This window comes from Flavobacterium suaedae (assembly GCF_014642915.1).
Taxonomy (GTDB): Bacteria; Bacteroidota; Bacteroidia; order Flavobacteriales; family Flavobacteriaceae; genus Flavobacterium; species Flavobacterium suaedae.
In genome coordinates this window covers 25,592-48,047 of sequence record NZ_BMJE01000002.1, presented here as the reverse complement: position 1 = coordinate 48,047, position 22,456 = coordinate 25,592, and the positions used below count along the sequence as shown (strand labels likewise).

Sequence of the window (22,456 nt, the reverse complement as noted above, 5' to 3'; positions counted from 1 at the left end):
AATCACAGTGTTTACTTATGCTTAAGCAGAATTTACAATTAAAACTATCTCAAAAATTATCTCCTCAGCAAATTCAGCTGATGAAGTTAATACAGCTTCCTACTCAGGCTTTTGAGCAACGCCTGAAAGAGGAAATGGTAGAGAACCCTGCACTTGAAGCCGGTAAAAACGACGAGTACGAACAAGATGAGTACAGCAATGATGAGTATGAAGAATACGACGACTATGATGATAATGACAGAATTGAAACTGACGAAATAAATATTGATGAGTACTTAAGCGACGACGATGTACCAAGTTATAAGCTACAGGCAAATAATTACAGCGATGACGATGAGGAAAAAACAATGCCTTTTGCCGCGCATGTAAGTTTCCACCAAAGTTTAATTGAACAACTTAACACTTTTATACTTAGTGAGAATGAAAGGGATATTGCTGAGTTTTTAATTGGCAGTATTGATGATACAGGGTACATTCGCCGTAGTATATCAGATCTTGTAGATGATATGGCATTTACACAAGGTATTTATACCGATGAAAAAACGGTAGAAAACATACTGCATATTATCCACCAATTGGAGCCGGCAGGTGTTGGTGCCCGCGACTTACAAGAATGCTTATTACTACAACTAAAACACAAAACACCTACCGAAACTATAGACCTCGCTATAGCAATACTGGAAAATCAGTTTGATTCTTTTACTAAAAAGCATTACAAAAAGCTGATGCAGAAGTTTGACATTAGCGAAGACCAGCTACGTGGTGCTATTGATGAAATTGAAAGGCTTAACCCGAAACCGGGAGGTTCTTATGACAGTAGTAATAAAATTATAGAACACGTAGTTCCTGATTTTGCCATTAAAATTGTAGATGGTGAACTGGAACTTACACTTAACGGGCGAAATGCTCCGGAGCTGCATGTTTCTAAAGATTATAAAGACATGCTGCAAAGCTATAAGGATTCCAGAGATAAAACAGGAAAGCAAAAAGATGCAGTGCAGTTTATTAAACAAAAACTGGATTCTGCCAAGTGGTTTATTGATGCTATACGCCAGCGACAGGAAACATTATTTGTTACTATGAATGCCATTATGCATTATCAAAAAGAATATTTTTTAGATGGCGACGAAGCCAAGCTGAAACCCATGATTCTTAAAGATATTGCTGACCTAGTAGGGCTTGACATTTCAACCGTGTCACGTGTGGCAAACAGTAAGTATGTAGATACTCCTTATGGCACTAAACTGATTAAAGAGTTCTTCTCTGAAGCGATGAAAAACGACCAGGGAGAGGATGTTTCTACCATAGAAATTAAAAGAATACTACAAAACGTTATTGACGAAGAAGACAAACGCAAGCCTTTACCTGATGATAAACTGGCTGAACTACTTAAAAATAAAGGGTACCCTATAGCAAGAAGAACAATTGCTAAATACCGTGAGCAACTGGATATACCTGTAGCAAGGATGCGGAAGAAAATATAGTATGAAAAAGTTTCTGTTATTTTTCTCTTACTTATTTAACCCGTTGCTTATACCAACATACGCTACGTTATTTTATTTTTTTGTAACGCTTAATTATTTCCACAAACACGAAGTATATCTTGCTTTTATAGAGGTTTTAATACTCACGCTATTATTACCTATATCGCTTTTTTATTTATTTCGCTCATTAGGAATAGTGCGCACTAAAATGCTAATAAATAAAAGAGAAAGAAGGCTACCCTTGGCGTTCTATGCTATTTTGCTCTTTACTTTAATAAAACACAGTCTTGCCAACCTGGTAATACCGGAGTTGTATTATTATTTTCTGGGCATTTCAATTAGTATATTAACAGCACTTACACTTGTAATATTTAACCGAAAAATAAGCCTGCATGTAATGGGGGTTTCATCTTTAACTTTGTTTGTTATAAGCATTGCTGTTTACTACCATACTAACTTTTTAATACTTATAGGACTACTTATACTCTGTTGTGGTTTGGTTGCTTCTGCAAGACTGCAAGATGATGAACATTCACTTTCAGGTATAGTATCAGGCGCTTTAGCGGGAGTTATTCCGCAAATACTGTTATGGTTTGTATGGCTTATTCCTGTATTCTAGACTACAGAATATAAAACATCAAACCAAAGTTTACAACATTAAGGTTAATATCTTCTCCGGAATCCATTTTTGCACCATCTTTAAAAATAGGAGTTAACCCGTAATACGCATAAAAGTTCCATGTATTCCAGCCTACGGAAAGGTATGCTCCGTAAACAAAATCTTCTAAATCGCTATTGTTTTTTATTTTATAGCTCCCGCTTCCTTTTGGGTAAAACTGGGCTTTGTCTGCAAAAAGGTAACTTACTTTAAAACCTGCATATATTCGCCAAAACTTATGGCTTACAGCATTAGAGTTTCTCCAGCGTAGTTCTATAGGTAACTCTAAATAATGAAGTACCAGTTTATTTTTATCAAATTCATTACCATCAGCAATATCATAAAAATAATCTCCTGCTGTTTCATTCACCCTAAAGTTATGCTTTATGTTACTATACGAATATCCCAAACCAGCAGCTATAGCATACGTTCTGTCTTTATTAACAGGCATATCCCTTAAAAATCCCAAACCGAGCCCTGTTGAAAATGAATTTTGAGAATAATAATCAGGTTTACCCTGCATTAATATATAGGATATTGATGCATAAAACTGATCTTCCCTATATTTAGGGTCTGCTACTAAAGTAGTATCTTGTTCTTGAGTAATTTCTAAGCCCTCGGTTTGTGCAACACAAGTATATACTGTACAATAAGCTAAAAGCAGAAAGAAAAGGCGCATAACTTTATAATTGAGAATACAAATATGCAAAATAGTTATTGTATAATAGCTTTTATTCGTCCTTACTCAACAAATAATTGAAAGGTTTTAACGGTTTTACATGGCTAAAAATAGCGTTTGCTATACCCAATAACGGTACAGAAAGTATCATACCCATAACGCCCCACATAATACTGCCAATTACAACTACAAGTATTGTAATTAAAGGATCTAAATTTACTTTATCTCCCACCACATAAGGCTCCAAAATATAAGACTCTACAAACTGTCCTACCGTAAATGTTGCTACTATACCTATTAAAGCTGTTGTGTCGCCAGTGGTTATATACCCTAAACCTATCGCTATTATAAAACCTATAATATTGCCTATATAAGGTATTATTGTTAAAAGTGCGGCTATTACGCTTATTACTATAAAGTTTTCAACTCCCGAAACTCCCATACCTATGGCGTAGATTATAGCTAAGAAAAGCATAAGCAAAAACTTACCAAACAAATAACCTTGTGTGATATTAGCAGTTTCACTCAATACTTTAGATACCTCCTCTTTACTGTCATCAGGAAATAACTTTATAAAAAACCTCCTGAATTTACGCCTGTAATTGAGTAGGAAGAAGATATATATAAATGTAAGCAAATAGTCTCCCGCAAAAGAGTAAAAGCTATTTACAAAACTTAATGCAGCCTGTCCCATTTTACTTGAGGACATGCTGTCTTTTAACTTTACATCTTCTTTTTCTATGGGAGTCGTGGTATATAACATTTCTTCCACCTGCTCTATTTTAGGCATTATTTGCTGCTTGGCTTTATGCCAGTCTCCTATAAATTCAGTTAGCTGTAATGATATTAATGCTGCAAAACCTAAACTTAATAAAAACAGTAAAATAGTATTAATAAGCGATGCATACACCCGACCTACACCCCATTTTTCAAGTTTGTTTGAAACAGGAAGCATTAAAAGGGAAAGCACTATAGCTGTTAAAAAAGGAGCTAAAAAAGGTTTACTTTCTATAATGCATAAACAAAAAAAGTATATACCCACTATAGCTACTGTACCATTAAAAAGTATTTTTTTACCGGATGCCATTGTATTGATTATAAATTACTTTTAAAGATACTTAAAAGTAAAGAAAAGTCTGGTTGTTTTGTATTAACTTTAATATTTAGCACTTCTACTTTGCATCAGGAATATTTCCAGGGCTGCTATCATTATCAATCTTCTCACTGGTATTTTTATCTACAAAAGACACTCTTGTTCTTGGTAAACTATCAGGATAATTTTCCTGTAAAAAGGTGATTAACTTCTCCCTTACATATACTCTTAAATCCCACGCTATACCGGAATCTTTAGCACTCATTAAAGCTCTTACCTCCATAACATCAGCTTTCGCATCGGTAACCTGAACTACATTTACCTTACCATCCCACAGATCAGTACTTTCAAGTAAACGAGTTAACTCCTTTCTTATCTCATCTACAGGAACGTGAAAATCAGTATAAATAAAAACCGTACCTAAAATTTCCGATGTGCTTCGTGTCCAGTTCTGGAAAGGTGTTTCTATAAAATAGGTAGTAGGCACTACCAGTCTCCTTTTATCCCAAATATTTACCACTACATAGGTAAGCGTAATTTCTTCAATACGCCCCCACTCTCCCTCTACAATTACTACATCATCCAATCGTATGGGTTGCGTTATAGCTATTTGTATTCCTGCTAATAGCGTACCCAGTGCTTTTTGTGCTGAAAAACCTATTATTATACCGGCAATACCCGCCGATGCCAGTACACTGGCACCTATAGAGCGTATACTGTCAAAACTCATTAGCCCTGCACCTATAGCTAATATTACTATTATAAAAACAGCTACTTTTTCCAGTATATTAAACTGAGTATATACTTTTCGCGCATTAAGATTATCAGATGCATTAATATCATACCTTTTAATCAGGGTTCTTTTTAATATTCGTATACCTATAATAATAAACCAGGTTGAACTTATAATTATTAAAATAGTACCTATATGTCCTATTATAGAGGCGTACGATTCATCAAAAACATCGCTTGAAACACCAATGCGTAATACCAGTGCCGTTATAAAAAGTATAAGTGGTATTTTAATTCGATGCGCAAAGTTTACAGGCAATATATTTCTTGGATTTTTACCTACTTTCTTTAACACATAAAAAATAACAGCAAAACTAACCCCGAGTCCTACAATACTAAATATTATATATTTTACAAGTGTAGTATCAAGATTACTGAAATTCATAGTTTGCTGATTTTTAAGTTAAGAGGCATAAAATTAAAAAAACGAATTGTGTGATTGAACTGATTAAAGATTACCTTAACATAAAACGATGTAGTTACACAAAAACCTATTACTTTAACAGAAAGACTTAATCTTTAGTTAACTATGATAAATATCATAAGACTCTTATAGTTTTGTTATTATATTTGTTATATATAACTAAAACACAAAAACTATGTTAGTAAAGATTAATACCGATAACAACATTGAAGGACACGAAAGATTAGAGGGATACTTCACTGATATATTGCAAAATACTTTAAAGAAGTATGAAGACAGAATTACAAGACTGGAAGTACACCTTGGAGATGAAAATAGTCACAAAGGAGGCGAAAGAGATAAGCGTTGCCTGATTGAAGCCCGTGTTGCAGGGTTAAAACCTATAGCTGTTGAACACCATGCCGATACTATTGAAAAAGCTGTTTCGGGTGCTACAGACAGAATTAAACATGCATTAGAACACACATTCGGGAAACTGAACGCTCACTAAATAAAAACGATTTTTTTCATAAAAAAAGCTCCTGATATTTTCAGGAGCTTTTTCATTTCAGCATATTAATTACTGAATTTATAATGGGTAGTTGGCAGCGCTCTTAATATTTCAGCACTCTTTTCGGGTGAAATATCACGTTGTGCCTCTGCCATCATTTCATAACCTACCATAAATTTCTTTACAGTAGCCGAACGAAGCAACGGCGGATAAAAATGCATATGGAAATGCCATTCAGCATGGTCTTCCCCATCAGTAGGTGCCTGGTGTATTCCTGATGAATAAGGGAACGATGTTTTAAACAAGTTATCATACTTTACCGCTACTGTTTTTAGCATTGCGGCATAGTCTTCTGTTTCCTGGGCTGTCATATCCGTAATCCTGCCAAAATGCCTCCGGCTTATTATCATTGTTTCGTAAGGCCATGTTGCCCAAAATGGTACAACTGCCACAAAACTATCGTTAACTGCTATTATGCGCTCTTCTTTTTTAAGTTCTTCTTCTAAATAATCTGCTAAAAGACTATTCCCTTTTTCCTGATAATACTTTAGCAAATTATCCTGAGTTTTTTGCACTAAAGTAGGTAATGATGATTGCGACCATATTTGCCCATGCGGGTGTGGGTTACTACACCCCATTACACTTCCTTTATTTTCAAAAATCTGAACGTGATTAATAAAATCTCTACCGCCTAAATCATTATAGTGAAATTTCCATGCTTTTATTACTTCTACTATTGCAGGCACTTCCATTTCTGCCAGAGTAAGGTCATGACGTGGTGAAAAACAGACTACCCTGTTAATACCCCTTTCAGGTTTTAATTGAAATAAAGCATTACTTTCCTCTTCAACAGCTACTTCATCCTGTAGCAGTGCAGGAAAATCATTATCAAAAACATAAACACCCGTATACTGCTCATTATGTACCCCTCCCGAACGCTCGTTACCGGGACATAAGTAACACTTTTCATCATACATTGGTAAAGTTCCGGCTACAGGTTTTTCCTCCTGCCCCTGCCAAGGACGTTTGGCACGATGTGGCGAAACTAAAATCCAGTCTCCTGTTAATGGATTATACCTGCGGTGCGGATGTTCGTTATTGTCGAATTTTTCCATTTTATTTTTTGTAAGTATGTGTTCCTTCCGAAACTGCTACTTTATATGCTGTTAATTCAATAGTAAATTTCTCTTTGTATGCCTTACTCACTTGCGCTATAACCTCATCTTCACTACCTTTTTTAACTAAGTTAATAGTACAGCCACCAAAACCGCCTCCCATCATTCGGGAGCCAATAACAGCATCATTATTACGTACTGTATCAACTAAAAAGTCAAGTTCCTCACAGCTCACTTCATAGTTTTCAGATAGTCCGTTATGCGTTTCAAACATTAATGTTCCAAGCGTTTTAAAATCGGAAGCATCCATTGCTTTTACTGCATCTTGCACACGTTGTATTTCTTTCACTACAAAAAGGCAACGTCTATACACCGTATCACCCAGTTCTTCTTTAACCGATTCTACTTGTTCTTCTGTATAATCTCGGAAGTTTTTTACTTCAGGGAAATGACTTTTTAATATTGCTATCCCCTTTTCTACTTCTTCTCTTCGGGTGTTATAGCCAGATGTTAGGTGGGTATGCTTTACATTACTATCTAACAGTAGTAAAGAATAGTCTTTAAAATCAGCATTATGATATTCATACTCCAGTGTATTACAATCCAGTTTTATAACTTTATTTTCTTTACCGAAAACACTTGCAAACTGATCCATAATACCACACTTAACTCCTACGTAAGTATGTTCTGCTTTTTGCCCTATTAAGGCTATATCTTGTTTTGTTAACTCTAAGCTGAACATTTCATTCATGGCAAAAGCAACACCACACTCTAATGCTGCGGAAGAAGAAAGCCCTGCACCCATAGGCACTGTGCTGCTAAAAGCCAGGTTAAAACCTTTAAGATTAAAGCCTTTATCTTTTAACTGACTTAAAACCCCAAGCAGGTAATTAACCCACATTTGGTCTACCGGATGTAAACTATATTGTAGGTTAAAAGTATACTCTTCTTCAATATCTTTAGCTACTATGGTACAGGTAGTATCATCTGTGGATGATATGGTAAGACAAACATATTTATCTATTGCAGCAGGTAATACAAAGCCATCATTATAGTCTACATGCTCCCCTATTATATTTATTCTTCCCGGAGAGAGGAAAACATGCTGTGGTTCCGTTTTAAAACGCTCCTGAAAAAAACCTTGTGTTTGTTGTATTAGTGTCTCTTTGCTCATTGGTTGTTATAAGTGCTTAAACTTAAAAATTGTTTGTTTTTGATATACTTCTCCCTTTTTTAAAACAGCACTGGGAAAATGTGGCTGATTGGGTGCATCAGGATAGTTTTGTGTTTCAAAACAAATACCGCTATGGTTGTGGTAAACAGCTTTTTCTTTGCCTGCTATCTCTCCGCAACTACCTCCCACATATACATGTACCGAAGGCTGATTGGTATAAACATCCATCGCTATACCTGATTGTTCACTTTTTAAAGTTGCTACCAGTTTAGTAATATCTCCGGCAGTGATAAAAGAATCATCTATAGTCTCAGGGCAGTTTTTAAACTCGTTGAAGTCAAAATCTTTCTCGGCTACATTTATAAATGCCCCTGTAGGAACATTCTCATTATCCACCTCCAGTAACTCTGAAGCATTAATTTTTAAATACTGATCCCGTACATCGGCAGTATGTCCATCTAAATTAAAATAACTATGATTGGTAAGATTAATAATAGTATCCTCAGTAGACTCTGCTGTATAGCTTATAATAAGCTCATTTTTACTATTTAATGTATAGGTTGCTTTTACTTTTAACGCTCCGGGAAAGCCTTCCTCTCCGTTAGTACCGGTGTATGTAAAATGCAATGTATTTGCTTTTTCATCGTGAGAAGCCTGCCATAAAGCCGAACTAAACCCATTCCTGCCGCCATGCAGTGTGTGAGCATCATTCAAGTTCTTAGTCAGTTGATGTGTTTTACCGTTTAAGGTAAATGTTCCGTTTTTAATACGCCCTGCATACCTCCCCACTATAGCACCAAAGTAAGGTGCTCCGGCAATAGCATACGATTTTATGTAACTCTCAGCATCATTAAATCCTAAAACAACATCAAGTAGTTCTCTTTGTTTGGAAGGAATTTCCAACGAAGTAATAGCAGCACCATAATTGGTTACTGTTAGTGCCATACCGTTTTTATTGCTAATGGTATAGCTATATATGGGAGTCCCCCCGGGAAAATTCCCGAAAAGTGATTTTTTATATTTGTTAATCAGCTTTTTAGTTTTCATTTTTTACTATAAGTAGCTCTCCAAATATAAACTTTTACTATTATAAAAACCTACTACTACCTACCAGTTTTAGTATCTTTACCCTACCAGTATTTGAGACCATGAAAATTATTACTATTAACCCGAAGTCAGGAACACCAAAATATCAGCAAATAACAGAAGGCGTAATTGATGCCATTGCTAATAAAAAACTGAAAAGAGGCGAAAAATTACCCTCCGTAAACAAAGTAGCCCTTGAGTTTTCACTCTCGCGTGATACTGTACTCCTAGCCTATGAAAAACTAAAAAAGAGAGGCATTATATATGCCGCAAAGGGAAAAGGGTATTATGTGAAGAGTGAGGAGTTTATAAGCCATGAACAACGCATTTTTCTTTTGTTTGATGAACTAAACACCTTTAAAGAAGATTTATACAATTCATTTATGGTCACAATTGGCAATCAGGCTAAAGCTGATGTTTTCTTTCATTATTTTAATCCTGATGTTTTTAAAAAACTGATTAAAGAAAATAACGGCTATTACTCTAAGTATGTTATTATGCCCACCAACCTTAAAGAAGCTGCCGAGAGCATAAAACAACTCCCTGAAAAGGATGTATATATTTTAGATCAAACTAACAAAGAGCTTTACAATTATCCTTCGGTACATCAAAATTTTGAGAAAGATATTTTTAATGGTTTAACCCAAGCGCATAAAAAACTATTACGCTACAAAAAGTTGATTTTAGTGTTTGATGATTTTAAACAACCAAAAGGCATGGTAAAGGGTTTTACCCAATATTGTATCCGGCAGAATTTTCAATATGATATAGTAGCAGAGTTCACTACGAACACAATAAACAAAGGAGAGGTTTACATTGTACCTGATGACAGGCACTTGGTAAACATTATACTACAGGCTAAAAAGCAAGAGCTACAAACCGGTACTGATTTTGGTATTATTTCTTACAATGATACTCCGCTAAAAAAAGTTGTAGAAAACGGTGTAACTACTATATCTACAGACTTTAAGGATATGGGTAAACTACTTGCCGAAATGGTATTAAACAACAAACGGGAAACAATAGAAAATCAATCACAATTACTACTACGCAACTCGCTTTAAAGTTACAATACTAAAGCTTCCCTACAATTTTATCTAACACCCAAGAGGTATGCGCTCCTGTTTCCCCTGTAGAAGGGTGTACACTATTTCCCAACAAGTGCTCTCTCATATTACGCACATGATATAATTGTATGTTTTCAGGGTTTTCTATAAACAATTCTTTTTTATCATTGTTATTTTCCAACACTACAGGTTCTTCTCCAAAAACAGAAAATGTTATTTTACCATCGCTACCATATAGCTCCACTATATCCTCTCTGGAATTACTACCAAAGTTCCATGTTGCCGAACCGGTAACTCGGGTATTGTGAAGCCAGCAACCTGTAACAGCATCTTTAGCGGAATATAATCCCTGTTGGTTTAATGCAATACCTTTAGCTTCGATAACTTTACCTAACATTTGTATAAATAAATCAATACCATGACTGGCTAAATCATCAAAATAGCCTGCTGTCGCAATAGCCGCATCAGTACGCCAGTTATATTCTTTTGATTTATCTGCAGGCGATGGCGTTCTGGTCAATAACCAGTTTATATGTCGTGGTTTTCCTATCTCCCCATTGTCTATCCATTCCCTTACTTGTTTAAATCTTGGCAAAGAACGCCTGTAATAGGCTACAAAAAGGGGCACTTGTTTTTCACCAAAGGCATCGCAAATAACTTTACATTCTTCATAACTGGGTGCCATTGGTTTTTCTATACAACATGGCTTACCTGCTTCTGCTACTTTTAGCGCATAATATTTATGAGTATCGGGCGGGGTAGCAATATATACTGCATCAACATCCGGGTCATTTATAAGTTTGTCTGCATCATTATAAAAAACAGGAACATTATGGCGTTTAGCATAGTCTTCTGCTTTTGCCAAGTCACGACGCATTACAGCATATAGTTTAAAGCCTTCTGTTTTAGTATATGCAGGTCCACTTTTTAATTCTGTTACATTACCGCAACCTATTATTCCCCAATTTATGTCTTTACTCATCACTATTAATAAATTTTACCTCTATAAAAATATTAAAGTTTTTACAGCTACAAAGTATAATAAAAAAGAAAGCCCTTACTACCGAAGTAATAAGGACTTTTATGGTGTTTGGTTAGTTACTCTTTAAAACGCTGTATTTAGTGAAAGTGTAAATCCTGTACTTTCGGGGACAAAACGGCATACACCTCCTACACAAACCAGACCACCACGCTGGCGACCATAGTTTACTGCGATACGTGTAGCTCCATGCCTGTATGCTCCTCCAACATTATAGTAATGTGTTTGCATATCTTCATCATCATTACCATAATTATAAATATCCCAAACATACAGTGAGTATTTATCGTTAAGGTTTAACTCTACAGTACCTCCTGCCCAGTTTTTTCTGTCAGCATCAGCCCACATGTGTTCTGCTTCAACACGTATAGACTTTGTGGTATCAAAATTATAAATGGCTTCTCCCGTAACAATGTTACTTTTTACTTTTTCACCACCTTGTAACCACTGTGTATTGTAGTACTGGTTTATGTAGTAAAAATTAGTAAGCCATGTTTCAGAAAGTCTTTTCTTTATCTCAATGTTATAATCAGAAAAGTATTTCTCTCCTACACCGAAAAAGTCAGTATCATAATCCGCAGGCGCATAACGATATTGCCCCGGCAGGTTATACCAGCTGGAAGCATTTAAGGCTAACTTAGTACCATATTTACCCCCAAATGTTGTTTCTTTCGGAAATTCGTAGAAAATATCAATTTGTCCTCCTGTTTCTCCTGCTTTCATTATACCTTGGTCTACAAAATCAACTTTATTTTGTGCCTGATATACATAAATATTAGCAAGATTAGAGTGGTGCTGCTTAGTTAAGGCAGGAACAAAGTTTAATACCTTGTCGTTATAGTTAAGGCTCGAAGAAGTTGCATCAACAAAAGTTGGCTCTCTTTCCGAAAGGAAACTCATATTTTCCGTTCTTCTTACAGTAGCATCTATCCCTAAACCTGTGCCCGTATAACCAAAGTTTAGCAATATAGCATTACCGGGCTTAACAAACTCATTGTTTATACGGTTTTGTACATCAAGTACACCGTCTTCTTCTTTATAGTTATACTCTCCTGAGGCATAGAATGAATTATGTATAAAATTAATTCTACCTGCTACTGCACTGGTTAATTCATTAAAAGACGGGTCTGGCATGTTTAACTTTTCATATCGCCCTACATATGTAGCACCAACTGAAAGGTCAGTTTGCTCAAATTTAAATAATGTACTTAAATTAAAATCGGAATCGAAACCGTATATTCTTCCGTCTGACACCTCGAAACCTGTACGTTGCTGACCGAATAATGCTGTAAGTTTTACATTATAACTCGGTCTGTATATTACACGTCCTCCGCGTAATGCTGTATTAATCCCCAAAGCTCTGTCTTCCCATGCTCTCAGTAGTAAACCACTACCAAACTGTTCATAAAAATAACCGGCAGTCAATTCCAGCTTTTCAGTCTGATAGCTCATGTAATACGTACCTACACCCCCATCATGAAAACCGGGATTATAATTCAGTAATGCATCACTTTCATATACTTCTAACTGAAAGCCTGCAGAGAAATTACTGTATTGAGAGTTTATTAAAAAATAGTTGTTAGAACGTATTGGGTTACTCGGTTGTTCAATACCTCTCCCTTCATCATTAAGATACCATTGCGTGTTCGATTCGAAACCACCGTATATCCTAACCTCTTCTTTTTCCTCTTCTTCCTGGGCATACAAAACCCCGGTTGCTAAAGGTAAAAGCAGCAGTAATAGTCTTTTCATTTTCTATAGTTCCTTGAGTTTGTTATATAACTCGTTTTCTGCTCCTTGGCTATAACCATTGTGTACATATACTACTTTTTTGTTTTTTACAACTACAGTATATGGCACATTTACTATAGAAAGTGCTCTTTTTAAATCCTGGTTATTATCTATAAGTATAGTATAAGGCCAGTTTTTACCGTTAAGTAGCGGTTTTACTCTTCTTTGTGTTCTGGAGTCGTCTATAGAAACCGCCACAACTTCCATATTCAGTTCCTTACTCCATTCTGAGTAATGTTCTTTTATGGCATCAAGCTCGTTAATACATGGCGCACACCATGTAGCCCAAAAAGCAAAAACGTATATTTTATCTTCTTCACTAAAATCGGTTTTAACGTTATACCTTTTATTATTAACTGACTTTATAGTAACATTAGGCATTTGTTTTTGAGCAAAAGCTGAAAAACTTAAAAACAAGAAAAGTATGAATATCTTTTTCATTATAATTTAGTTATGTTTTTAATAAATGTGTTGTTATTCGGCAATATTAAAAATTTTTTGACATTATCCATCCTTTTTTCTTTAAAAAAATAAAAGCCTTAAACACCCTATTATATCTATAGAGAAAAGCTAATTAGCGAGGTAAAACACTGTATAAGTACAACTTAAACATTTTGTAACTTAAATATTTTTACATACTTTCGGAAAATAATTTAACTAAAATCAATATACTTTAAATATAAATCACCTATTTAACAAAAACCAATAACTTTAACCTCTATTAACAATGAAAAAATTATTCCTCCTGCTGATTATCTTAACTTTTTCTACAGTTAACGCCCAAATACCTATTGAAGGTGCTGCTCCTGATTTTACAGCTACCGATATAAATGGCAACGAGCACCATTTGCAAGACTACCTTGATGATGGAAAAACAGTAATACTTGATTTCTTTGCTACTTGGTGTACTCCTTGCTGGGGCTACCATTCAGGTCATTACTTCTCAGAGATTTACCAGGCATACGGTCCTGATGGGTCTGATGAGATAGTAATGTTATTTATTGAATGCGACCCGGGTACCGGAATGGATGATTTGAAAGGATTAACAACAGCAAGCCGAGGAAATTGGCTTGAAGGAACCCCTTACCCAATTATTAACGATCACACTATACAGTATTATTATCCTGTAGACGGGTATCCTTCGTGGATAAAAATATGTCCTGACGGATCTCAGTTCCATATACAGGGTCCTGCTTCAAACCCTGACCCACGCGGACATTATATAGGACAGATTTCAGGATGTAATGGCGATTTGACTGGAATTGAAAACCATGCAGAGATAACAACTCCTTCCATGAGAGTGTGCGATAACTCAGGTATAAATGATGTTGATTTTAAGATCACGAACTATGGAACTAATGACATAAATAGTATTGAAGTTTCTCTTAAACAAGACGGAGCAACTATCCATTCGGAAACTTTCTCTGAAGAAACAATCGAGGCTTTTACAGGTTTATCCGCTTCTTTTAATGATATTACATTTAATTCGACACATGACTATACTGTAGAGATTACTCAGGTTAATGGTGGTTCAGTTTTTAACGGACCTCTTGAAAAAAGCACTATTGTATTTGAAGAAACTCCAGAAGCAGGAAACAACTTAACTATAATAGTATATACTGACTACTACCCCGGAGAAATAAGTTGGGACATTAGAGACAGTAACGAGGAAATACTTATAAGTGACGAGTATGAACCCGGCAACGAAAACAACTCAGGAGGCGGAGGTCCCGATGGTTTAACAGCTAAATATTATAATGTTATTATACCTGAAGGAACACAAGAGTGTTTCCACATCAACCTTTATGATGATTTTGGCGATGGCTGGAATACTGACTTAGGAGAAATAGAGCCGGGAATAGAAATTATCGGAAACGGAAATCAGGTTCTTCGTATTAAAGTAGATGATTTTGGTGATGTGTTAAATGAAAGGTATGCTTTTAAAACTAACGGGGTACTATCTACAAACACTATCAAAAGTAATGAATTTGTAATTTACCCTAACCCTTCTAACGGTATATTCAACGTTAAAACCGAAATACCTGTTGCTATAACTATTACAGACTTAACAGGCAAAACGGTGTACAGCGGTAAACAACTTGATAATGGCAACAGTATTAATTTAAGCACACTACAAAAAGGCGTATACATTGCTCAAATAGAAAGTAACAACAGCAGTAAAACAGAAAAACTAATCATTAAATAATATTTATTTTTAGTTTAACTAAACACATTAACGAATTAATAAACATCTACATAAAACCCTACTATATCCATAGGGAAATAGCCTAAATACCGCATTAACACTAGAAAATGTTAATTAACTAAAATTTTTAATGTAAATTTTGGAAATAAACTTATTTTATATACTTTCGGATAAAAATGAACTATATTTTTATAATTAGTTAAAAATATAACATTTCATAAAAAAAACGTTACATAAAAATTAAGACAACTAATTTCTAGAAAAAATGAAAAAAACTTTACTTTTAGGATTGCTTGCTTTAGCAGGTTTTTCAGCTAATGCACAGATAGCTGACGGGAGTGAGGCTCCTGACTTTAGCGGAACAGATGTAGTAACTCAAGAAGAGATATCATTACAGGCTTATCTTGATGAAGGGAAAACAGTAGTAGTATATATGTCTGCTGCATGGTGTGGTCCATGTTGGAGTTTTCACAACACACATTACCTTTCTGATATTTACCATGCCTATGGTCCGGAAGGAAGTGATGAAATCGCAGTAATTTATATTGAATCTGACTGGAGAACTCCGGAAGGTGAAATTTTCGGCGAGGATTTACCTCAGGATTTACCGTCAGGTATACCGGCTCCACCGGCCCCACTAGGTGACTGGACAGAAGGCACTCCATATCCAATAATAAATAACGATAATGTTGGTGCAGAATACGATATCCCGGGATACCCAACTATGTTTGCTATATGCCCACAAGGTGTGGGTGAACCAGGAATAGTTACCGAAATTGAAAGAGGTACACCTGCAGAACTTACACAATTCATCAACGGAGCATGTACTCAGCTTGAAGGTGTTGAAAACTGGGCTAAAATAGAGGCGGGAGATGCAAGATACTGTGAAAGCACAGGAGACATCAACTTTAACTTAACAAGTTTTGGTAGTAACGTAACATCAGCTACTATTGACCTTAAAAAGAACGGTACAGTTGTAGATACTCAAACATTTACTGTAGAATTAGGTTTATTCGAAGCACAAACTGTAGCTTTTGAAAACGTAGAACTTGACGGTAGTGCTGAATATCAAGTAGAGTTAACTCAGGTAAATGGTGAGACTCCTGTAGCTACAATTCCTGAAAACCTAGCTTCTGAAAACTTTACAGTAGTTCCTAATGCTTCTGTAGACAGCTATCAAAACATTAAAGTTACTATCCACACTGATGAGTGGGCTAATGAAATGAAAGCTTATATACTTGACAGTTCAGGAAATATAGTATGGAATACACCAAACTATACTGCTGCAGATAATGAGCAAACTTTTGAATATGTAGTAACTTTAGAAGATATTGACTGTTATATGGTAGCAATGACAGATTCTTATGGAGACGGGTGGACTTACAATGAATCAGGACCAGACGTACCTCACGGAATTATATTTGAAACTGCGGACGGAGCTACAACATTATTTGAAAGTGACGGAGACTTTGCTGGTCAAGTATTTATTCAAGAAGCTACATTTAAAACTAATGGACAGCTGGATGCTGAGAAATTTAATACTGATGAGTTCTCTATATACCCTAACCCATCAACAGGTATATTTAACTTCGCAACTCAAAGTGTTGTTGATGTAACTGTAATTGATGTAACAGGAAAAACTGTTCACACTCAAAAAGGTATTAATAACGGAGATACTATGAACCTTAGCCAACTTCAGCCAGGTGTATATATTGCAAAAGTAACTGGTGAGAATACTGCTGAAAAAACGCTAAAACTTGTAATAAAGTAATCGCGTAAAAAAATAATAATTTATATTTGGTGCTATTGGAAGTAAGTTTATTTACTTCCAATAGCCTTTTTAATTAAATACACAAACTCTATTTTAACATTATGAAAAAATTTATACTAGCTGCAGCTGCAATGTTAACCTTTGCTGTACAGGCACAAACAGTAAGCGTTACAGGGAAAGACGGTGTTACAATAACTGACGGTTATACTTACACTACTAACTCTTTAAATACTGATGAAGGAGAAGATGGATATATGCCTATTGTAGTTACCAACCTTACTAACGACGATATATATGTTAGATTAAGAATGGACTCTATGGAAAATGCTGCCGGAAACGAATTCTTTATTTTCTTTTGTTTTGGAGAACAATGTTACTTCTCCGTGTCAGAAGGAAGTTCTGTACCTAGTAATCTAGAACAAGGAAAAATAACAGCGGGAGGAACTAATCATATTGATGACCACTTTGCTAGTGGTTATGGTGGAGATACTGCAGGCGAAAACGTAGTTTACAATATGTCTCTAGTACAATTCACTTCAGATGGTACTGAAGTTGGCACTTTACTTAGCTTTTCTTACGTATACAACCCTACAGCAGGAGTTAATGATATAGAAGGACTTTCTAACCTTGGTATTAATTTAAAAAACACAGTTGTAACAGATGCTTTACAGTTAGACTCTTCTATAGCTGCTAATGTAGAAATATTTGACCTTAATGGTAAAAAAGTACAAGCTGCTGCAATAAAGAACGGTTATCAAACCATCGACCTTTCTGCACTAACTTCATCTATTTACATAGCTAAATTTACTACTGAGGATAATAGAACGTCTCAAGTAAAAATTGTAAAAAAATAATCAAAGACTGTTTTGTATAACCAATCAGATGTTGATGTAAAATGAAAAAGAATCTTATACTGCTTTTTATCGCTTGCCTGGCTTTAGTCGGTTGTAGTAAAAATTACGACATATTAAACTCCTATAGCGATATAATATTAACAGCAGACAGTTCTGTAAAAGTAATAAATGAAACTATTACTTTTACTGTTAAAGACAATGAAGGCAATGACCTTACCGATGATACTGTATTTTTTGTAGATGGCGAGGAAATTGAAGGTAATACATTTACAACTGATGTTGTAGGTAATTATGAAGTTACCGCTACTTATTTTGAAGTAGAAGCTGACCCTATAGTTATTAACTTTCATGACGGAACAGGAATAAACTTCAGAAAAAGAGTATTAATTGAAGATTATACCGGTACTTGGTGCGGATGGTGCCCTAGGGTTGCTTATGGTATTGAGTTGGTACATCAACAAACAGAAGATGTTGTGGCAGTAGCCATACACAGACCTAGTTCTAACGAGTCCAGTCCTGTATATGACCCGTATAATTTTGATTCATCGGAACTAGAAAATTACATAGATATTCCCGGGTATCCTAAAGGTTTATTAAACCGCCTTACACAATGGGATAACCCGGAACCTAATAACATTAATCAGGTAATAGCACTAACACAAGGCGAAAACCCTAAATTAGGAGTAGCTATGAATACTGCAATTAGCGGTAATGACATAACTCTTGATGTTAATGTAAAATTTGGTAAAGACTTCGGTAATGAGCTTAAACTGGTAGTGTATGTTTTAGAAAACGGTTTAATATATGACCAACATAATTACACGACTTACTATAACAGTGAAGATCCTATAGTAGATTTTGAACACAACCATGTACTTAGAGCTTGCCTAACTCCTTTAATGGGAGAAATTATACCAAACAACGAGACAGGAATATTAAACGTATATACAAAATCATTTAATATATCAATTCCTGAAAATATAACCAATACAGGAAACATAGAGTTTGTTGCTTTTGTTACCGATGCAGAAGGAAATGCACTAAATGTTAGGAGTGCACACCCTAATGAAGTACAAGAGTTTGAAGAATTATAAAAAACTCGAAATTTTATAAAATTAAAAAGCCTTTACATTGCTGTAAAGGCTTTTTATATTAATACAATTGTATACAGATTGTACTTGTAGTATTAATTCTACACACTTCATAAATCATAATAAGAATATGATAGTTATTTTTGTACTCTATTTTTTCAGATGAAAAAAGATATATTATTACATAGAAAATTAAACTAAAAAACTCATAACCAATACATAAAAAATAATTTACGTCTTAAAACAAATAAATAATAACACAAGTTATAAGTCTTTTTTTATTACATTTGCGCAAAATTATTTACTTATTAAATCCCCCTTTATATGCTAAATAAAATACTTAAACTTACTGTTGCTATATCAGCAATATTCCTGTCGGCTACAAACATAGCCCACAGCCAGAGCCCTACTACACCGGCTAAAGACTTCAATGTCTTTACAGAAAACAACATGACTCTTGTAACCAACGAGACTGAAGGTCCTGTTGCTTGCGGTGGTGACTTAACAGTTGCAGGAAACTATCAGGTTTCTATCCATGATCCCGGTACTTTTATGGTAAACGGTGTTAAAATTGGCTTACTTGTTAACGGTAAAGTTAACTACCAGTCCGGTAACGCACTACAGGTTAACCAAAATGCCTACGTGAAAATAGGTGACGGAACAGGGTCAAACGTTTGGTATTACGACCAGAACAACGCTGCTTCACCTATCAGAATTACACCTAATTCGAACTATAACTCTTCTCCGAAGATTATGCTTCAGGCTAATTCTAACCAACTAGGTGTAGGCGTAAACAATAACCCTGTTTTCCAATCAGGTTTATTAGACTTTGCCAGTGCGTTTCAGGAAATGAGAGCTACTTCATTAAGTATTTCTCAATGTTCCGGTAATGCACAGCTAACTAACCCTAACGGACAGTCAATACCCAACACTAACCTCCCCAATCAGGTTAAAATAAACCTGCAAAATGGTGTAAACTATTTAAATGTTACAGGTGCAGACCTAAACAACGTTCAGGTATTTACATACAACCAACAACCGAGTGCATCAAAAATATTAATTATAAATGTAGATGCTCCGGGTACATTTAACTGGAACGTTTGGAATCAGGCAGGAATTGGTTTCTACCAATGTCCTTACATCTTATATAACTTCTACAACACTAATACTTTAAATATAGCAGGAAACTCAACTATTGAGGGTACTGTTTTCGCTCCTTTTGCTGATATAACCAAAACTGTTAACCAATCGAACATAGAAGGTCAGGTTATTGGTAAGTCGTTATTACAAAGCGGTGGCGAAATTCACTATGCAAAATTCGCTCCTTCAATAACAGGTTGTGCTCCTGTAGCAGGCGTACCTCCTACTTCTGTATTTAATGTAAACAATACTACGCAGTGTTTAGCAGGTAACTCATTTGAATTCAGCAATGGTTCTAACACGGGTGGTGCTGCACAACCGGAAGCACCAATAACCTATTCTTGGGATTTTGGTGACGGTACAACAAGTACCGATATGACTCCTGTAAAAACATATACTACAGCAGGAACATATACGGTAAAACTTACGGCTACTAACACTTACGGTTCTGATGATGAAACAATGCAAGTAGTAGTTAATGAAGCTACAAATGCAACAGTTACACAAACTACAGCAAGCACAGGTTCAGGTTCTATAACAAAACAATTTACACTAACTAACAGTGCTGATTTTACCAGCTACTCTTGGACATTACCTGGACAAGGTTCAGGTTTACATGCAAACCAAAGCACAGTAAACTTTGAGTTTACACAAGCAGGTTATTATGAAGTTATTGTAAGCGCTGTTGATAACAACGGTTGCGAAACAACTACAATTGTGCCTGTAGTAATAGCATCAGAAGATGTTAATACAGGTAACGATGGTGGTTTAGAAAGTGAAAGTTTAGGTGATGCTGTTACTAAAAGATATGTACAGCGAAAAATGAAGAGCGTACCAACTACCTTTACTAAAAGCGGTGCTAACATATACAACAAAAGTAGTATGACTACTCAATATGCAGCACGCTCGGGTAACGGACAAACACTTTTAGATATGTTCCCTGCTCAATTAGCACCGGGTAACGTTGGTAATATCACTTCTCCTACTGATATTTTAGATTATACTATTGCTCAGGAAGTTTTAAGTGTTGACTTTTCATTAGACGGAAAAACTAAAGCTGTTGTTTTAGGTGTTAAAACAGTAGATAAAGTATATAACCACACTAAGGCATCTTGTGACAGACTTCGCGGAGCTGAAATACTAAATGTAAAAACAGTTCAGGTAAAAGGTTACAACTTCTTAATGCAGGCTATTAAGCAACGTAACGGAGTTACTGAATATGCTATTTCTTTCGCTATTGGTGAAAACAACAACGAAAACAAATACACATTACAAACAAACTGGTACGTAAACCAGTATAACGTTTCTAACAATGTATATAACTTCCAGGTATGGGCTACTGTTCCTGAAAACACTACCAAACTGGTAAAAGATATACTTGACAATTTAGCTGCTTACGCACCTATTGAACAAACAGAAGTGCAAAAGTTACCTAAAACATACGCTGCGAAAGTTTCGAGAGACGGTGTAGATATGGTACTTAAACTAAAAAGTACAGAAGAATCTAAAAGTGTAGAGATAACAATGGATGAAGTATATAGTGAAACTAATGGTTTTGCTTTACGTTACAACCCATTCAAATCTGAATTAGAGCAAACCGTTAGACTTGAAATTAAAGATGGTTACGAATATGATGGTCTAATAAAAGTAGACGGTGAAATTCAGGATGCATTTTATCATGCTGATGGTAACTGGGGCTTAGATTATGATGCTACCTATACTACTATAAACGGCTATACTGTATACAATGATTTTGAAAGAGTATATGAAGACGATGAAATGCCGGTTAACAGAAATGTAAAACTGGAAGCACATAGTGAGTATGACTACTTAACGCTTTACAAATCATTACTACCGGGTAATCTTTCTGCTGATTATACAGAATACGGATACTTATCGTTCACAGCAAAAGGAAGCGGATTACTTGAGTTAGGTTTAGTAAAATCATCTATAGAAGAGTGGACACACCAGTATAGAGCCCTTATTAATGTAGGAGAAGAAGAACAAACGTATTACGTTCCTTTCAGCTTCTTTACATCTACAAAAACAAATCAGGAAATTACAGCCGATGATTTAACAACAATTACCTTTACATTCCTACCGGTTGAAGCAGGTACAAACGACCTTGACTTAACTATAGAGAATGTGAAGTTTACTAAATCAGCTCCTGAAGGATATGAAGAGCTACTAAACAATATGAATAATGAGTTTATGGTGTACCCTAACCCATCTTTCGGTACTGTAAACTGCTTACTGTATAGTGACAGTGCTACAACAGCTAATGTAACGCTACACGATATAACAGGTAAACTTATTTACAATGCACCTGTACAACTACAGGAAGGAAGAAATGAGTTCAAATTTAATTTTGATGTTCCTTCAGGGTTAATGTTCCTTAACATTACAAGCCCTACAATGGATTTCGGAACTTCTAAAATCGTGTTTAAATAATAAACACATTGTATTATAATATAAAAAGAGCTGCCGAATGGCAGCTCTTTT

Annotated in this window: 18 protein-coding genes; 9 read left to right on the top strand and 9 right to left on the bottom strand. The window is 35.3% G+C overall.

All coding sequences use genetic code 11. The features are described from left to right. Nucleotides 1-17 precede the first annotated feature (17 nt). Complete coding sequence (rpoN, locus tag IEW45_RS03205; RefSeq protein WP_188619800.1) at nt 18-1,484, top strand: RNA polymerase factor sigma-54; 1,467 nt, start codon at nt 18-20, stop codon at nt 1,482-1,484. A gap of 1 nt (nt 1,485) precedes the next feature. After that, entirely contained in the window at nt 1,486-2,103 is a 618-nt protein-coding gene (locus IEW45_RS03200) for a hypothetical protein (RefSeq protein WP_188619799.1), read from the top strand. A gap of 1 nt (nt 2,104) precedes the next feature. On the opposite strand, the gene IEW45_RS03195 is transcribed toward IEW45_RS03200, so the two are convergent. From IEW45_RS03195 to IEW45_RS03185, 3 genes are all read right to left on the bottom strand, one after another. Further along, on the bottom strand, nt 2,105-2,821 hold the full coding sequence (locus IEW45_RS03195; protein ID WP_188619798.1) for a porin family protein: 717 nt from the start codon (nt 2,819-2,821) through the stop codon (nt 2,105-2,107). Nucleotides 2,822-2,873: 52 nt separating this feature from the next. Beyond that, nucleotides 2,874-3,908 carry an AI-2E family transporter gene (locus IEW45_RS03190; protein ID WP_188619797.1) on the bottom strand — a complete coding sequence of 345 codons (1,035 nt, stop codon included), beginning with the start codon at nt 3,906-3,908 and terminating at the stop codon, nt 2,874-2,876. An 85-nt stretch (nt 3,909-3,993) separates the two neighbouring features. Next, nucleotides 3,994-5,091, bottom strand: coding sequence for a mechanosensitive ion channel family protein (locus IEW45_RS03185; protein ID WP_188619796.1), 1,098 nt, complete (start codon nt 5,089-5,091; stop codon nt 3,994-3,996). A gap of 214 nt (nt 5,092-5,305) precedes the next feature. On the opposite strand from IEW45_RS03185, the gene IEW45_RS03180 reads away from it, so the two are divergent. Next, nucleotides 5,306-5,620, top strand: coding sequence for an HPF/RaiA family ribosome-associated protein (locus IEW45_RS03180; protein ID WP_188619795.1), 315 nt, complete (start codon nt 5,306-5,308; stop codon nt 5,618-5,620). Nucleotides 5,621-5,685: 65 nt separating this feature from the next. Here the strand turns inward: IEW45_RS03180 and IEW45_RS03175 are convergent, their stop codons facing one another. The 3 genes from IEW45_RS03175 to IEW45_RS03165 are packed head-to-tail and all read right to left on the bottom strand — an operon-like array spanning nt 5,686 to nt 8,956. Continuing rightward, nucleotides 5,686-6,735, bottom strand: coding sequence for a UDP-glucose--hexose-1-phosphate uridylyltransferase (locus tag IEW45_RS03175; protein WP_188619794.1), 1,050 nt, complete (start codon nt 6,733-6,735; stop codon nt 5,686-5,688). Nucleotide 6,736: 1 nt separating this feature from the next. After that, nucleotides 6,737-7,909 carry a galactokinase gene (galK, locus tag IEW45_RS03170; RefSeq protein WP_188619793.1) on the bottom strand — a complete coding sequence of 391 codons (1,173 nt, stop codon included), beginning with the start codon at nt 7,907-7,909 and terminating at the stop codon, nt 6,737-6,739. Between the two features lie 6 nt (nt 7,910-7,915). After that, nucleotides 7,916-8,956 carry an aldose epimerase family protein gene (locus IEW45_RS03165; protein WP_188619792.1) on the bottom strand — a complete coding sequence of 347 codons (1,041 nt, stop codon included), beginning with the start codon at nt 8,954-8,956 and terminating at the stop codon, nt 7,916-7,918. Between the two features lie 101 nt (nt 8,957-9,057). Between IEW45_RS03165 and IEW45_RS03160 the strand changes: the two genes are divergently transcribed. Further along, on the top strand, nt 9,058-10,059 hold the full coding sequence (locus IEW45_RS03160; RefSeq protein ID WP_188619791.1) for a GntR family transcriptional regulator: 1,002 nt from the start codon (nt 9,058-9,060) through the stop codon (nt 10,057-10,059). Nucleotides 10,060-10,069: 10 nt separating this feature from the next. Here IEW45_RS03160 and IEW45_RS03155 read toward each other — a convergent pair whose 3' ends face one another. The 3 genes from IEW45_RS03155 to IEW45_RS03145 all read right to left on the bottom strand — a co-directional run bounded on the left by IEW45_RS03155 (nt 10,070) and on the right by IEW45_RS03145 (nt 13,333). Continuing rightward, nucleotides 10,070-11,044 (bottom strand): Gfo/Idh/MocA family protein, encoded by a 975-nt coding sequence (locus IEW45_RS03155; protein WP_188619790.1) that lies wholly within the window; start codon nt 11,042-11,044, stop codon nt 10,070-10,072. Between the two features lie 123 nt (nt 11,045-11,167). Next, nucleotides 11,168-12,853, bottom strand: coding sequence for a DUF6029 family protein (locus IEW45_RS03150; RefSeq protein ID WP_188619789.1), 1,686 nt, complete (start codon nt 12,851-12,853; stop codon nt 11,168-11,170). A gap of 3 nt (nt 12,854-12,856) precedes the next feature. Beyond that, the gene (locus tag IEW45_RS03145) at nt 12,857-13,333 is read right to left on the bottom strand and encodes a TlpA family protein disulfide reductase (RefSeq protein WP_188619788.1); all 477 of its coding nucleotides are present in this window, start codon (nt 13,331-13,333) and stop codon (nt 12,857-12,859) included. Between the two features lie 286 nt (nt 13,334-13,619). On the opposite strand from IEW45_RS03145, the gene IEW45_RS03140 reads away from it, so the two are divergent. From IEW45_RS03140 to IEW45_RS03120, 5 genes are all read left to right on the top strand, one after another. Continuing rightward, on the top strand, nt 13,620-15,098 hold the full coding sequence (locus tag IEW45_RS03140; RefSeq protein WP_188619787.1) for a TlpA family protein disulfide reductase: 1,479 nt from the start codon (nt 13,620-13,622) through the stop codon (nt 15,096-15,098). Nucleotides 15,099-15,363: 265 nt separating this feature from the next. Next, nucleotides 15,364-16,869, top strand: coding sequence for a T9SS type A sorting domain-containing protein (locus IEW45_RS03135; protein ID WP_188619786.1), 1,506 nt, complete (start codon nt 15,364-15,366; stop codon nt 16,867-16,869). Between the two features lie 101 nt (nt 16,870-16,970). Then, entirely contained in the window at nt 16,971-17,723 is a 753-nt protein-coding gene (locus IEW45_RS03130; protein ID WP_188619785.1) for a T9SS type A sorting domain-containing protein, read from the top strand. A 41-nt stretch (nt 17,724-17,764) separates the two neighbouring features. Continuing rightward, nucleotides 17,765-18,817, top strand: a complete 1,053-nt coding sequence (locus tag IEW45_RS03125; protein ID WP_188619784.1) for an Omp28-related outer membrane protein — start codon at nt 17,765-17,767, stop codon at nt 18,815-18,817. Nucleotides 18,818-19,138: 321 nt separating this feature from the next. Beyond that, a complete protein-coding gene (locus IEW45_RS03120; RefSeq protein ID WP_188619783.1) occupies nt 19,139-22,405 on the top strand; it encodes a collagen-binding domain-containing protein in 3,267 nt (1,088 codons plus the stop codon). Nucleotides 22,406-22,456: the final 51 nt, after the last annotated feature.